The 12,408-nt window shown below is 65.5% G+C and carries 16 protein-coding genes and 1 riboswitch; of the genes, 6 read left to right on the plus strand and 10 right to left on the minus strand.

Going from position 1 to position 12,408, the window contains the following annotated elements; translation table 11 throughout:
* Positions 1-20: 20 nt before the first annotated feature.
* A complete protein-coding gene (locus VFH65_RS29620) occupies positions 21-641 on the minus strand; it encodes a carbonic anhydrase (RefSeq protein WP_353326739.1) in 621 nt (206 codons plus the stop codon).
* Between VFH65_RS29620 and VFH65_RS29625 the strand changes: the two genes are divergently transcribed.
* Complete coding sequence (locus VFH65_RS29625; protein ID WP_353326741.1) at positions 640-1,542, plus strand: A/G-specific adenine glycosylase; 903 nt, start codon at positions 640-642, stop codon at positions 1,540-1,542. The genes VFH65_RS29620 and VFH65_RS29625 overlap by 2 nt on opposite strands.
* 11 nt (positions 1,543-1,553) lie before the next feature.
* Here the strand turns inward: VFH65_RS29625 and VFH65_RS29630 are convergent, their stop codons facing one another.
* Positions 1,554-2,540 (minus strand): GlxA family transcriptional regulator, encoded by a 987-nt coding sequence (locus tag VFH65_RS29630; protein ID WP_353326743.1) that lies wholly within the window; start codon positions 2,538-2,540, stop codon positions 1,554-1,556.
* A gap of 71 nt (positions 2,541-2,611) precedes the next feature.
* On the opposite strand from VFH65_RS29630, the gene VFH65_RS29635 reads away from it, so the two are divergent.
* Positions 2,612-2,866 carry a hypothetical protein gene (locus VFH65_RS29635; protein ID WP_353326745.1) on the plus strand — a complete coding sequence of 85 codons (255 nt, stop codon included), beginning with the start codon at positions 2,612-2,614 and terminating at the stop codon, positions 2,864-2,866.
* Here the strand turns inward: VFH65_RS29635 and VFH65_RS29640 are convergent.
* Positions 2,840-3,610, minus strand: a complete 771-nt coding sequence (locus VFH65_RS29640) for an alpha/beta fold hydrolase (protein WP_353326747.1) — start codon at positions 3,608-3,610, stop codon at positions 2,840-2,842. The two genes, VFH65_RS29635 and VFH65_RS29640, sit on opposite strands and share 27 nt — an antisense overlap.
* A 39-nt stretch (positions 3,611-3,649) precedes the next feature.
* Between VFH65_RS29640 and mhuD the strand changes: the two genes are divergently transcribed.
* On the plus strand, positions 3,650-3,967 hold the full coding sequence (gene mhuD, locus VFH65_RS29645) for a mycobilin-forming heme oxygenase MhuD (RefSeq protein WP_353326749.1): 318 nt from the start codon (positions 3,650-3,652) through the stop codon (positions 3,965-3,967).
* Positions 3,930-5,306, plus strand: coding sequence for a serine hydrolase (locus VFH65_RS29650; protein WP_414688538.1), 1,377 nt, complete (start codon positions 3,930-3,932; stop codon positions 5,304-5,306). Before mhuD ends, VFH65_RS29650 begins: the two co-directional genes overlap by 38 nt.
* Position 5,307: 1 nt before the next feature.
* On the opposite strand, the gene VFH65_RS29655 is transcribed toward VFH65_RS29650, so the two are convergent.
* From VFH65_RS29655 to clpC1, 5 genes are all read right to left on the minus strand, one after another.
* Entirely contained in the window at positions 5,308-5,859 is a 552-nt protein-coding gene (locus tag VFH65_RS29655; RefSeq protein ID WP_353326753.1) for a histidine phosphatase family protein, read from the minus strand.
* Positions 5,860-5,875: 16 nt separating this feature from the next.
* Complete coding sequence (locus VFH65_RS29660) at positions 5,876-6,619, minus strand: CbtA family protein (protein ID WP_353326755.1); 744 nt, start codon at positions 6,617-6,619, stop codon at positions 5,876-5,878.
* A 23-nt stretch (positions 6,620-6,642) separates the two neighbouring features.
* The gene (locus VFH65_RS29665) at positions 6,643-6,861 is read right to left on the minus strand and encodes a CbtB domain-containing protein (RefSeq protein WP_353326757.1); all 219 of its coding nucleotides are present in this window, start codon (positions 6,859-6,861) and stop codon (positions 6,643-6,645) included.
* Positions 6,862-6,869: 8 nt separating this feature from the next.
* A riboswitch (adenosylcobalamin (AdoCbl) riboswitch) is annotated at positions 6,870-6,995 on the minus strand.
* 14 nt (positions 6,996-7,009) lie between these two features.
* Positions 7,010-7,456 (minus strand): YkvA family protein, encoded by a 447-nt coding sequence (locus VFH65_RS29670; RefSeq protein ID WP_353326758.1) that lies wholly within the window; start codon positions 7,454-7,456, stop codon positions 7,010-7,012.
* A gap of 38 nt (positions 7,457-7,494) precedes the next feature.
* Complete coding sequence (gene clpC1 / locus VFH65_RS29675) at positions 7,495-10,044, minus strand: ATP-dependent protease ATP-binding subunit ClpC (RefSeq protein WP_353326760.1); 2,550 nt, start codon at positions 10,042-10,044, stop codon at positions 7,495-7,497.
* A 261-nt stretch (positions 10,045-10,305) separates the two neighbouring features.
* On the opposite strand from clpC1, the gene VFH65_RS29680 reads away from it, so the two are divergent.
* Positions 10,306-10,587, plus strand: coding sequence for a YbfB/YjiJ family MFS transporter (locus tag VFH65_RS29680; protein WP_353326762.1), 282 nt, complete (start codon positions 10,306-10,308; stop codon positions 10,585-10,587).
* Positions 10,542-10,946: a hypothetical protein gene (locus VFH65_RS29685; protein WP_353326764.1), complete on the plus strand. Its 405-nt coding sequence runs from the start codon at positions 10,542-10,544 to the stop codon at positions 10,944-10,946. The genes VFH65_RS29680 and VFH65_RS29685 overlap by 46 nt, the downstream gene beginning before the upstream one ends.
* Positions 10,947-10,970: 24 nt before the next feature.
* Here the strand turns inward: VFH65_RS29685 and lsr2 are convergent, their stop codons facing one another.
* Together lsr2 and VFH65_RS29695 are read right to left on the minus strand one after the other, a co-directional pair.
* Positions 10,971-11,312, minus strand: a complete 342-nt coding sequence (lsr2, locus tag VFH65_RS29690; RefSeq protein WP_192724432.1) for a histone-like nucleoid-structuring protein Lsr2 — start codon at positions 11,310-11,312, stop codon at positions 10,971-10,973.
* Positions 11,313-11,427: 115 nt separating this feature from the next.
* Positions 11,428-12,408 (minus strand): amino acid--tRNA ligase-related protein (locus VFH65_RS29695; protein ID WP_353326766.1); only part of this gene is annotated, 981 nt, incomplete at its 5' end.

A 12,408-nucleotide genomic window follows, 5' to 3' on the forward strand; every position in this document is an offset into this window, starting at 1 on the left:
GCGAAGAGCGAAAGGACTGCTTAGCCTTCGCCGATATCGCCGAGGTGATCCCGCAACACCACCCGACCGTCGGCCAGATGGTAGGTCACACCGGCGATGGCCAGTTTGCCCGCGGCCACCCGTTCGGCGACAGGGATCGAGCGCAGGCGCAGTTGGGTGGCGGTCTCGGTGACGTGGCGCGCCTCGAACTCGTCGACGCGGGTCAGCCCGTCGCCGCGGCCAAGGATGATCGACGGGGTGATGCGTTCGACGATGTCGCGCACGTAGCCGGTGGGGACATCGCCCTCGTCCAGCGCCTGCAGCGTCGCCTTGACCGCGCCGCAGCTGTCGTGGCCCAGTACGACGATCAACGGCACGTTCAGCACGGTGACCGCGTATTCGATCGAGCCCAGCACCGCGTAATCGAGGACATGCCCGGCGGTGCGCACCACGAACATGTCGCCGAGGCCCTGGTCGAAGATGATCTCGGCGGCCACCCGGCTGTCGGCGCACCCGAAGACCACGGCGGTGGGCCGCTGAGCGCTCGCGAGGCTCGCCCGGTACTCGATGCTCTGGCTGGGATGCTCAGGCTTGCCGGCGACGAAACGCTCGTTACCCTCTTTTAATGCCTTCCATGCGGTCAACGGACTGGTATTGGGCATGGCCGACATTCTGCCTGAGGCGTCGGTGAGCATCGACTCGGGCGAATTGCTGAGGTGGTACGGGCACGCGCAGCGCGACCTGCCGTGGCGGCGAAAAGGCGTCACGCCGTGGCAGATCCTGGTCAGCGAGTTCATGCTGCAGCAGACGCCGGTGGCCAGGGTGGAACCGATTTGGCTGGACTGGGTGGCGCGCTGGCCCACCCCGTCGGCCACGGCCGCGGCAAGCGCCGCCGATGTGCTTCGCGCCTGGGGCAAGCTCGGCTATCCGCGCCGGGCCAAGCGGCTGCACGAATGCGCGACCGCCATCGCGACCGAACACGCCGATGTGGTTCCCGACGACGTCGAAACCCTGCTGTCGCTGCCAGGCGTCGGCACCTACACCGCAAGGGCGGTCGCGTGCTTCGCGTACGACAAGCGGGTGCCCGTCGTCGACACCAACGTCCGCCGCGTGGTGGCCAGGGCGGTGCACGGCCGCGCCGATGCCGCCGCGTCGTCGTCACAAAGAGACCTCGACGATGTCGAGGCATTACTGCCAGATGATGCTGACGCGCCGCGATTTTCGGCGGCGCTCATGGAACTCGGCGCTACCGTCTGCACCGCTCGCGCGCAGCGCTGCGGGCTGTGTCCGTTGAGCATCTGCGCGTGGCGGTCGAACGGATATCCGGCCTCAACGACGACCGCGCGCCGCGTACAGAAGTATGCGGGCACCGATCGTCAGGTCCGCGGCCGGCTACTGGATGTGTTGCGCGGCAACGACTCTCCTGTCACCCGCGCGCAGCTCGACGTCGCGTGGCTGACCGACACCGCGCAACGTGACCGCGCGCTGGACACGCTGCTTGTCGACGGACTCGTCGAGCAGACCACCGACGGCCGTTTTGCACTTGCGGGCGAGGGCGACTAGGGCTAGCCGGCTCAGGCAGTAGCCGCGGTCTCCTCGCACGGACCGCCGCAGGCGAACCTGCGCCGATAGTCCGACGGTGTCACGCCGATGATGCGACGGAAGTGGTGACGCAACAGCGTCGCCGTGCCGAAGCCCGACCGGTCCGCGATCCGATCGATGTCGAGGTCGGTTTCCTCAAGCAGCCTGCGCGCGTACAGCACACGCTGATCGGTCACCCACTGCATCGGTGTGCGACCGGTCTCTTCCACGAACCGGCGGGCGAACGTGCGCGCCGACATGTTGACCCTGCGTGCCAGCGTCGCAACGGTCAGTGGCTTGTCCAGGTTGCTCAGCACCCAGTCGAGATGCGGCGCAAAGCCTTCCGAACATCGAACCGGGATCGGCTGGTCGATGTACTGGCGCTGACCGCCATCGCGCTGCGGTGGCACCACCATCCGGCGCGCGATCTTGTTGGTCACCTCGCTGCCGAGCTCGCGGCGAACCAGATGCAGGCACGCGTCGATACCGGCCGCGGTGCCCGCGCTGGTGATCAGATTGCCGTCGTCGACGAACAGCACATTGCGGTCGACGTTCGCCGTCGGATACATCCGGGCGAGATCGTCGGCGTGCATCCAGTGGGTGGTGCACGGCCGGCCGTCCAGCAGGCCGGCCGCGCCCGCGACGAACGCGCCCGAGCACACCGTCAGGATGATCGACCCGGACTCGGCGGCGGCCTGCACCGCCTTCAGGGCCTCGGGCATATAGCCGCCGTTCTGACTGGCGATCGCAGGAATCGCCACCAGGTCCGCCCCGATGAGGTCATCGAGACCGTGATCAGGGGTGATTGTTGCGCCGACCGACGTCCGCAGCGGCTTGCCCGGTTCGGGGCCGCAAACCTTGAAGTCGAAGTTGGGCACCCCGTCAGCCGAGCGGTCGATGCCGAAGACCTCGCAGATCACGCCGAACTCAAAAACCGCTAGACCGTCCAGCACCAGTGCCGATACGCTCTTTATTGCCATGGCAGCATTTTATCTCAAGGTGTCCTTCCTGCCACTGTTGGCGGGATCTTTATCAGCGGAGCATTACTGCCATGACCACTGCACTGACATTCCTGATCCTGATCGCCCCCTTCGCGGTGGCAGCGGCGCTCAGCTGGGCCGCCCATCGCTCTGACTCGCTTCGCATCCGGTTCGACCAGTTCCGCTGGTCCGCGCCTATGACGGGGCGGCTGTTCGAAGACGACCGCGACGGCTTCCGCGTCGCGCATGACGTCGACGCCATCCGCACTCGCTTCGAGCAGCAGCCCACCTGGCCTGCTTCAGGCGTCACCGGCGAGCGTCGCTAGAAACGACTCCACCGCTTCTTGATAGATCCGCGGCGCGTCGTCGTGGACCAGATGGCCGGCACCGGGCACGTGTAAATACGTTGTCCGGTGGCCGGTTTCATTCATTTCGCGCATCTGCCCATTCGGTGTCACGGAGTTGCCCGCCTCGATGAGCAAAGCAGGCACTCGCACCGCCCGCCACTGCCGCCAGTAGTCACGATTACCCCACTCGGCGGCGATCTCGATCCACACCTTGGGATGACCGTGCAGCCGCCAGCCCGTCTCCGTCCGGTCGAACGCCTCGAGGAAGTACTGCCCAGCCACTTCGCCGAATTCGTCGTAAACCTGTTGGGCCGAACCGAATTCGATGGGCAGCGCGTGCACCCACGGCTCCCAAGGGCCGGTGGTGCGGCCGCGGAAGTCGGGTGCCATGTCCTCAACCACCAGGGCGCGCACCAAATCCGGGCGCGTCGCGGCCAGGCACCAGGAGTGCAACGCCCCCATCGAATGCCCGATCATCGTCGCCGGCCGGCCCAGCGCCGCGACCGCGTCGCCGAGGTCTGACACGAACCGTTCGGTGCTGATCGGGTGCGGGTCGGCGATATCGCGGCCGCGGTGCCACGGCGCATCGTAGGTGTACACCTCCCCCCACCGGGTCAGCCATGGCAGCTGACGCGACCAGGTGCTCCCCCGTCCCATCAGGCCGTGCACCAGCACCAACGGCTCTCCTCGGCCGCCCCGGCGGATAAGAGGCTGGGTGTGCACACCGTTATCTAACCGTTAGGGGGCTGTAGCCTGAATGCCATGCCCGTGGTGAAGATCAACGCAATCGAGGTCCCGCCCGACGCCGGTCCGGAACTGGAGAAGCGGTTCGCGAACCGTGCACACGCCGTGGACAACCAGCCCGGCTTCCTCGGCTTCCAGCTGTTGCGACCGGTCAAGGGGGAAGACCGCTACTTCGTGGTGACTCAGTGGGAGTCCGAAGAGGCGTTTCAGGCATGGGCGACGGGCCCTGCGGTCGAGGCGCACGCAGGTCAGCGCGCGAATCCCGTGGCCACGGGCGCGTCGCTGCTGGAGTTCGAGGTTGTGCTGGACGTTGCGGGGACCGGCGCCAACGCGTAACGCTGGCCGGGCGCGACACGGCGTGGCCGGCCTGACGGTCGCCGTCGCGCTTGTCGTCGCCCTTGCCAGCGGCTGTGCCAACACAGGGCCCGGGCCTGCGGATGCGGCCTACGGCGTCCCGATCGGCACCAATACACCCCAGGGGCTGCGGGCCAAGCAGACCATGGACATGATCAACTCGGAATGGCCGATCGGCACCGTCGGCGTGCGCACCATGGCCGCTCCAGAACAGGTCAACGGCATCACCTCCGCCATGGGCAACCTGTGGCTGGACCGTCCGATCACCGTCAGCGGAATCAGCATGGGCGCCGGCAGCGCGACCCTGCATGTATTGACGTCCTACGGGGCGGCGCAGGACATCGAGTTGCGCACCAACGAAGCCGGCATGGTTGATCGATTCCAGGTGACGTTGCAAAAGCCTGCGATCAAGAACTTCGAAGACATCGACGCAGAACTGAAAAAGTCCGGCGCGCGCTACTCGTATCAGGTGTCGAAGGTGAACGACGGCAAGTGTTCGGTGGTGGCAGGCTCCAACACCGAACTGTCGTTGCCGCTGGCGTCGATCTTCAAACTCTATGTGCTGCTTGCCGTTGCGGACGCCGTCAAGGCCGGGACGCTGGGCTGGGACGACCAGCTCACCATCACCGAGGAGGCCAAGGCGGTCGGCTCGGCCAGCCTCGAGGATCTGCCGGCCGGCGCCACGGTGTCAGTGAGAACCGCTGCACAGGAGATGATTTCGGCAAGCGACAACATGGCCACCGACCTGCTGATCGCGAGTCTGGGGCCTGGCGCGATGGAACGCGCACTGGTGGCGGCCGGCCATCACGATCCGGCGAGCATGACGCCGTTCCCCACCATGCACGAGCTGTTCTCGGTGGGCTGGGGTGAACCGGACCTGCGTGAGCAATGGAAACGGGCCACACCGCAGGTCCGCGCACAGCTGCTGCAGCAGACGAATTCCCGTCCCTTCCAACCGGATCCAACGCGCACCACGACTCCCGCCTCGAACTTCGGTGCTGAGTGGTACGGCAGTGCAGCCGACATCTGCCGCGTGCACGCCGCGCTGCAGACCGCCGCCGTTGGCAAGGCAGCGCCGGTGAGGCAGATTCTCTCGGCCATACCGGGCATCGAACTCAACAAGGCGAAGTGGCCCTATATCGGCGCCAAGGGCGGAAACCTGCCTGGGGACCTGACATTCAGCTGGTACGCAGAAGACCACACCGGCCAGCCCTGGGTGGTCAGCTTCCAGCTCAACTGGCCGCGCTACCAGAGCCAGACCGCGGCGGCTTGGCTGTTGTCCATCGTGCGCCAGGCCTTCAACCTGGCGCCGACGGACTGAGTCACCTACTGGAGCGCAGCGTCCATGCGTGCCCACGAAAGTGCATCACCGTCCGGCTCGCTGGCGCAATGTCGATGCGCCAGAACGACTTCGGCGGAGCATCGAGGGCAACCAGAATCGCGGCTCGGATCACCGCGGGATGTGTCACCGCGACGAGCCTGGTGCGCCGCGCGGTCAGCGAGTCCATCCACCCACTTACCCGGTCGATCAGCTCGATGAGCGATTCGCCGCCGTGCGGTGCCCGGGTGGGGTCCGTCAGCCAAACCGACAGGTCTGCTGGCGCCACGTTGCCCAACACATCGCCGCGCCAGCTGCCGCAGTCCAGGTCCGCCAGCCGCGGTTCGGTGCTCGCGTGCAGACCGAGCAGGTCAGCGGTCTGCCTGGTCCGCTTCTCCGGTCCGCAGAACGACCGTTCGGTGACACCGAGTTCTATCGACGCGTCAACTTGTCGGTGCCCGACGGCGTTGAGCGGCTCGTCGATGGGAAACCGTCCGGCTGCCATCGCATCCGTCATGGCATGGGATACGAGGGTCAGCCGGACGACCTCGCTCATGCCTCGGCTTCGGGCGTCACGCGCTGATTGTCTCCGCCCGCCGCGTCTCACCGAGCAGTCGCCCCACCAACGGCGCGAAGACCAGGCCGATCGCCGCCCACAGCACCAACTGAGTGCCCAGTGAATACAGCCGGAACTCGTAGAGGTCCTCGGCGGGGAAGTCGCCTGGTGTCTCCTGGATGGCCGGCAGCACCAACATGACGACCGCGACAGCCACCACATAGCCACCCGCCGCCACCAGCGTGGCGTTCCACGCACCCAGCTGCGAGGCCAGCCGATGCCCTGCGTACACCGCAGCGACCAGCAGGGCCACCGACAACACCACCATGAGCAGGTACAGCAAGGTGCGCTGCTGGATGGTTTCGTCGAGGCTGACCGCGGGCGGGCTGGCCGGATACTTCAGGAATGGAATGACGTAGAGCGACAAGAACATCCCGCCGGCCAGTAGCACCGATAGCAGCCGCGGCGAGATGTTGCCGACGCGGCCGTACGCCACGCAATACGCGACGGCGAACAGTGCGCCCATCGCGACCGCGAACCCGATCACTCCGAAGCCGAGGCCGACATTCGCCTGCACGCCGCGGGTGATCAACTCGACGCCGTGCTCGTGGCCCCCGTGATCGTGTGCCGCAGCGGCCGCGTCCTCGTATGCGATCGCACGATCGATCACCGGCTCCACGAAAATACGGGCGAACAGAAATGCCAGCACACCACCGATTGCGCCGGCTAATAGACCGCGCGCGATTATTCGCTTTTCCATGTGTCAGTCGCCGTCAGCGGCGATCAGTGGCACGGGAAGCCGAGCAGATGGCGCGCGTCGTGGACGAATTCGTGCACGTAGGTGTTGTTGCCGAAAACCGACGTCGCGCCCTGGTCGAGCCCGACGAAATAGAGCACCGACAGCGCGAGGAATGCGGTCAGCGACAGCCAGAGCGCCGCCTTCGTAGCCGACAGGTCGACGGCGGTTGCCCTCACGGTCGATGAGTTACCAGGAGTGGTCATATCCGGTGTTCCTTTCCGGGATTTCGCGTCCCAGTTCCAAAGGGTGACGGCGGGCGTCGGGTCTGACTGTCCACAGTGGCGCGACCGTTCTGGATTTTCACCAGCATTCCTTCGCCCGCCGATTACAACAGCATCCTAAACAACGCGTCTAGCGGTTGTCGTTGTTTGCGTGGGGCAGACCGGTCAGGCGAACGAGGGCGGCGAACCCGTCATCGCTTCCAGGCCAGTTCGCGCGGACTGCGTCGATACCGGCGCGGCGCACCACGCTGCGAAGCACCGCGGTCACGATGATCGCGTCGTCGGCGTAACCGAGCACCGGAATGAAGTCCGGGATCAGGTCGAACGGCATCGCCAGATAGGCCAGCAGCAGCGCCAGCCGGACGCGGACGCCGCGGGCAAGGGTGCAGTCGGCGGCCAGGCGACGAATCAGGCGCAGTACGTCGGGAAGGATCCGCATGGCCTCGCGAAGCATCCCGCCCCGCGGCCGCAGCATCGCAAGCGCGATCACCAACGCCACCCACGCCAGCACTAACGCGGCAGCGATGCCGATCGCAAGGTCCCACCAGAACGAGCCAGACACGAAACGGGCGGCCACCCACAAGTGGGGTAGCCGCCCGCTTTCGCTGCTCGTGCTTACTCCGTGGCGGCCGCGGTGGGGGCGCCTGCGGCACCGGCTTGCGCCAGATCCGGTTCGGGCGCCTTGGCCGGCTTCTTGGTGCCGACGAAGGTGAACACCGCGTCCTCACCGGAGCCTTCGCCGTCCCAGTTGTCGACGTCGACCGTGACGAGCTGGCCGGGTCCGACCTCCTCGAACAGGATCTTCTCCGACAGTGCGTCCTCGATCTCGCGCTGGATGGTGCGACGCAGCGGCCGCGCGCCGAGCACTGGATCGAACCCGCGCTTGGCCAGCAGGGACTTGGCCTTGTCCGTCAGCTCCATGGCCATGTCCTTGCTCTTGAGCTGCTTCTCCACCCGGCCGATCATCAGCTCCACCATCTTGACGATCTCTTCGCGAGTCAGCTGGTGGAACACGATGATGTCGTCGATGCGGTTGAGGAACTCCGGGCGGAAGTGCTTCTTCAGCTCGTCGTTGACCTTCTGCTTCATCCGCTCGTAGTTGTTCTCGCCGCCACCCTGGGTGAAGCCAAGCCCGACCGCCTTGCTGATGTCGGACGTGCCCAGGTTCGACGTGAAGATCAGCACGGTGTTCTTGAAGTCGACCGTGCGGCCCTGGCCGTCGGTGAGACGCCCGTCCTCGAGGACCTGCAACAGGCTGTTGTAGATCTCCTGGTGGGCCTTCTCGATCTCGTCGAACAGCACCACGCTGAACGGCTTGCGGCGCACCTTTTCGGTGAGCTGGCCGCCCTCTTCGTAGCCGACGTAGCCCGGAGGGGCACCGAAGAGCCGCGACGCGGTGAAGCGGTCGTGGAACTCGCCCATGTCGATCTGGATGAGCGCGTCGTCGTCGCCGAAGAGGAAGTTGGCCAGCGCCTTGGACAGCTCGGTCTTACCGACCCCTGAAGGGCCGGCGAAGATGAACGAGCCCGACGGGCGCTTGGGATCCTTCAGCCCGGCGCGGGTACGCCGGATCGCCTTGCTGACCGCCTTGACGGCGTCCTCCTGGCCGATGATCCGCTTGTGGATCTCGTCCTCCATGCGCAGCAGCCGAGTGGTTTCCTCCTCGGTCAGCTTGAACACGGGGATGCCGGTCCAGTTGCCGAGCACCTCGGCGATCTGCTCGTCGTCGACCTCGGCAACCACGTCGAGATCGCCTGAGCGCCATTGCTTCTCACGCTCGGCACGCTGCCCGACGAGTTGCTTTTCCTTGTCGCGCAGGCTCGCCGCCTTCTCGAAGTCCTGCGCGTCGATCGCGGACTCCTTCTCGCGACGGGCCTCGGCGATCTTCTCGTCGAAGTCACGCAGGTCTGGCGGCGCGGTCATGCGACGGATCCGCATCCTGGCGCCGGCCTCGTCGATCAGGTCGATCGCCTTGTCCGGAAGGAAGCGGTCGTTGATGTAGCGGTCGGCCAATGTGGCCGCCGCCACCATCGCGCCGTCGGTGATCGACACGCGGTGGTGCGCCTCGTAGCGGTCGCGCAGACCCTTGAGGATCTCGATGGTGTGCTCGACCGTCGGCTCGCCGACCTGCACCGGCTGGAACCGGCGCTCCAGGGCGGCGTCCTTCTCGATGTACTTGCGGTACTCGTCGAGCGTGGTGGCGCCGATGGTCTGCAGCTCACCGCGGGCCAGTTTCGGCTTGAGGATGCTGGCCGCGTCGATCGCGCCTTCAGCGGCACCCGCGCCGACGAGCGTGTGCAGCTCGTCGATGAACAGGATGATGTCGCCGCGGGTGTTGATCTCCTTGAGCACCTTCTTCAGGCGTTCCTCGAAGTCACCGCGGTAGCGGCTGCCCGCCACCAGCGAACCGAGGTCAAGCGTGTAGAGCTGCTTGTCCTTCAATGTCTCGGGGACCTCACCGTGCACGATGGCCTGCGCCAGACCCTCGACGACGGCGGTCTTGCCGACGCCGGGCTCGCCGATCAGCACCGGGTTGTTCTTGGTGCGACGGGACAGCACCTGCATCACCCGCTCGATTTCCTTCTCGCGGCCGATGACGGGGTCGAGCTTGCCCTCCATGGCGGCTGCGGTCAGGTTGCGGCCGAACTGGTCGAGCACCAGTGAAGTGGACGGGTTGCCCGCTTCGCCGCCGCGACCGCCGGTGCCGGCTTCCGCGGTTTCCTTGCCCTGATAGCCGCTCAGCAGCTGGATGACCTGCTGGCGCACGCGGGTGAGCTCGGCGCCCAGCTTGACCAGAACCTGGGCGGCCACGCCCTCACCCTCACGGATCAGGCCGAGCAGAATGTGCTCGGTGCCGATGTAGTTGTGGCCGAGCTGCAGCGCCTCGCGCAGCGACAGCTCGAGCACCTTCTTGGCGCGCGGGGTGAACGGGATGTGGCCGGACGGCGCCTGCTGCCCCTGGCCGATGATCTCCTCGACCTGGCTGCGAACACCTTCCAGCGAGATGCCCAGGGACTCCAGCGACTTGGCCGCTACGCCCTCGCCTTCGTGAATGAGGCCCAACAGGATGTGCTCGGTCCCGATGTAGTTGTGATTGAGCATCCTGGCCTCTTCTTGAGCCAGGACGACGACGCGGCGTGCGCGGTCAGTAAAACGTTCGAACATCGGTGGTTACCTGCTCTCCTCACCATTGGGTACTGCGGGAGCACTCGAGAAAGTGCCCTGTGCCCGCCTTCTACTGTAGTGGGCGGCCGCCTCGCGTGCCCCACCGCGCGGAGGTCCGCACGGACGCAACACAGCAACGCCGCGAACTTCGTAGATCGTTCCGCTGTCGACCGGCAATCGGTTCGCCGCTAGCGAAAGGCACGCATACCGGCTGGGTACGCGGCATCCGCCGGTCGCAGCACGGACCAGTGTAGGGGTGTCATGTCGCGAGATGTTCGGTTGGCCGCGGCCGGCTTGTGGTTGATCGCGGTGTGTTACGGACTGGCCCGGTTCGCTTATGGCTTATTCCTCCCGGTTCTGACCGAAGAATTCGGGCTCGACGGCACCGTCGCGGGCGCCATCGCGTCGAGCAGCTATATCGGCTACTGCGTGGCGATCGTGGTGGCCACCGCGACATCGCGATCAGCAGCGGCGGAGTCAGCAGCGCAGCGTCGACCGTGTTGTGGATCGTCCTCGGTGCTGCCGGCTTACTCGGCGCGTTGACCGGTGATCTGACGGCAAGGGTCGGATTGGCCGCCGCGTGGTCGATCGCGATGGTTGTACTGGCCGGCGCTACGGCGACCTTCGCGTTCGCCGTCCACCACTACCTGGTCATCCTCGCCGCGGCGGCGGTGTTCGGCGCTGTCTACATCGCCCTGACCGGAGTGCTGCTGCTGCGGGGGGTGCGGATCTATCCCGACCATCCTGCGTTTGGCGTCGGAGCCCCGTTCTTCGTGATCGCCGCCGGGCAAGCTGCCGGTTCGCCGCTCATCGGCCTGCTGTCGGATGCGACCGCGGCAACAGTTGAGTTCGGCGTCGCCGCGGCGGGGCTTGCCGTCGGCGCCGCGGTCAGACCCCGCTAACGAGCGGGGCCTGGCAACGGCGAATTATGTTGCCGCGTGGAATGCGTCGATGACATCGGCCGGGATACGTCCGCGGGTCGACACATTATGGCCGTTGCGGCGCGCCCATTCCCGGATCGCTGCGCTCTGTTCGCGATCGATCGCCGCACGCCCGCGACCGGATCCAGCCGAACGCCCGCGCCTGCGGCCCCCCACTCGACGGCCTGCGTCGACCCATTGCTTCAGATCGTTCCGAAGCTTTGCGGCATTCTTCGAAGAAAGGTCGATCTCATAGCTCACCCCGTCGAGCCCGAATTCGACCGTCTCATCGGCGGCGCCTTCGCCGTCGAAATCATCGACCAACGTGACGGTCACTTTCTTCGCCATTAGCTCACACTGACCCTTCTGCCTGAACTCTAGATGAGTAGTTTAGATCTCGAACCCCCGCACCAATGTGCCATATGAAGGCACACCATTCAACAACTTTGAGAATAGAAGCAGTTCAGTTGCTGTGACGTCGAACAATCGGGAACAAAACGGTCTCTCTAATCGACAGTCCCGTCAATGCCATCAACAACCGATCGATGCCCATTCCGGTACCGGTCGACGGCGGCATCGCATACTCCAAAGCGGCCAGAAAATCCTCATCCAGAGCCATTGCCTCGTCGTCGCCTGCCGCCGCCGCGCGGGCCTGAGCTTCGAACCTTTCGCGTTGGATAACTGGGTCAATAAGCTCCGAGTAGCCCGTGGCAAGCTCGATACGGCGGACGTACAGATCCCACTTTTCGGTGACGCCTTCTATGCTCCGGTGGGCCCGGGTGAGCGGCGTCGTCTCCACTGGAAAATCGCGTACGAAGGTGGGCGCCCACAACGTGTTTCCCACCGTATGCTCCCAAAGTTCCTCGACCAATTTCCCGTGTCCGTAACCACGATCGCGCGCAATCTCAACCTCGAGTCGGTCTGCGATCTTCCATAAGTGTTCGGCCGGAGTCTGTGGAGTGATCTCTTCACCGAGAGCATCTGAGAGCGACGGATACATTTGAAGTGTCGCCCATTCGCCGTCGAGATCGTAGATAGTGCCATCGGGCAATGGCACCTTTCTGGTGCCGATCGCCTCGTCGGCGACCTCCTGAATAATCTCGCGCGTGACGCTCGCAGAATCGTCGTAGGTTCCGTAGGCCTGATATGTCTCCAACATCGCGAATTCAGGTGAATGTGTCCAATCCGCGCCTTCGTTTCTGAACACACGATTCAACTCGTACACCTTCTCGAAACCGCCCACCAAGCAACGCTTTAGGAACAGTTCCGGTGCGATCCGTAGGTAGAGGTCCGCGTCGAGCGCATTGGAGTGCGTTACGAACGGCCGGGCCGCCGCGCCGCCGGCCAACGTCTGCAGGATTGGCGTCTCGACTTCGAGAAAACCGCGCCGCTCCAGCGCGGAGCGCACCGCACGCACCACAGCCACGCGCTGGCGAGCAATGGT

This window comes from Mycobacterium sp. (assembly GCF_035697385.1).
Classification (GTDB): Bacteria; Actinomycetota; Actinomycetes; order Mycobacteriales; family Mycobacteriaceae; genus Mycobacterium.

Coding starts and splice junctions, on each gene's coding strand:
- VFH65_RS29660 (WP_353326755.1), bottom strand. CDS start 6,619: ATGGAAAAGCGAATAATCGCGCGCGGTCTATTAGCCGGCGCAATCGGT.
- clpC1 (WP_353326760.1), bottom strand. CDS start 10,044: ATGTTCGAACGTTTTACTGACCGCGCACGCCGCGTCGTCGTCCTGGCT.
- VFH65_RS29630 (WP_353326743.1), bottom strand. CDS start 2,540: ATGGCAATAAAGAGCGTATCGGCACTGGTGCTGGACGGTCTAGCGGTT.
- VFH65_RS29665 (WP_353326757.1), bottom strand. CDS start 6,861: ATGACCACTCCTGGTAACTCATCGACCGTGAGGGCAACCGCCGTCGAC.
- VFH65_RS29680 (WP_353326762.1), top strand. CDS start 10,306: ATGTCGCGAGATGTTCGGTTGGCCGCGGCCGGCTTGTGGTTGATCGCG.
- mhuD (WP_353326749.1), top strand. CDS start 3,650: ATGCCCGTGGTGAAGATCAACGCAATCGAGGTCCCGCCCGACGCCGGT.
- VFH65_RS29655 (WP_353326753.1), bottom strand. CDS start 5,859: ATGAGCGAGGTCGTCCGGCTGACCCTCGTATCCCATGCCATGACGGAT.
- VFH65_RS29620 (WP_353326739.1), bottom strand. CDS start 641: ATGCCCAATACCAGTCCGTTGACCGCATGGAAGGCATTAAAAGAGGGT.
- VFH65_RS29635 (WP_353326745.1), top strand. CDS start 2,612: ATGACCACTGCACTGACATTCCTGATCCTGATCGCCCCCTTCGCGGTG.
- lsr2 (WP_192724432.1), bottom strand. CDS start 11,312: ATGGCGAAGAAAGTGACCGTCACGTTGGTCGATGATTTCGACGGCGAA.
- VFH65_RS29625 (WP_353326741.1), top strand. CDS start 640: ATGGCCGACATTCTGCCTGAGGCGTCGGTGAGCATCGACTCGGGCGAA.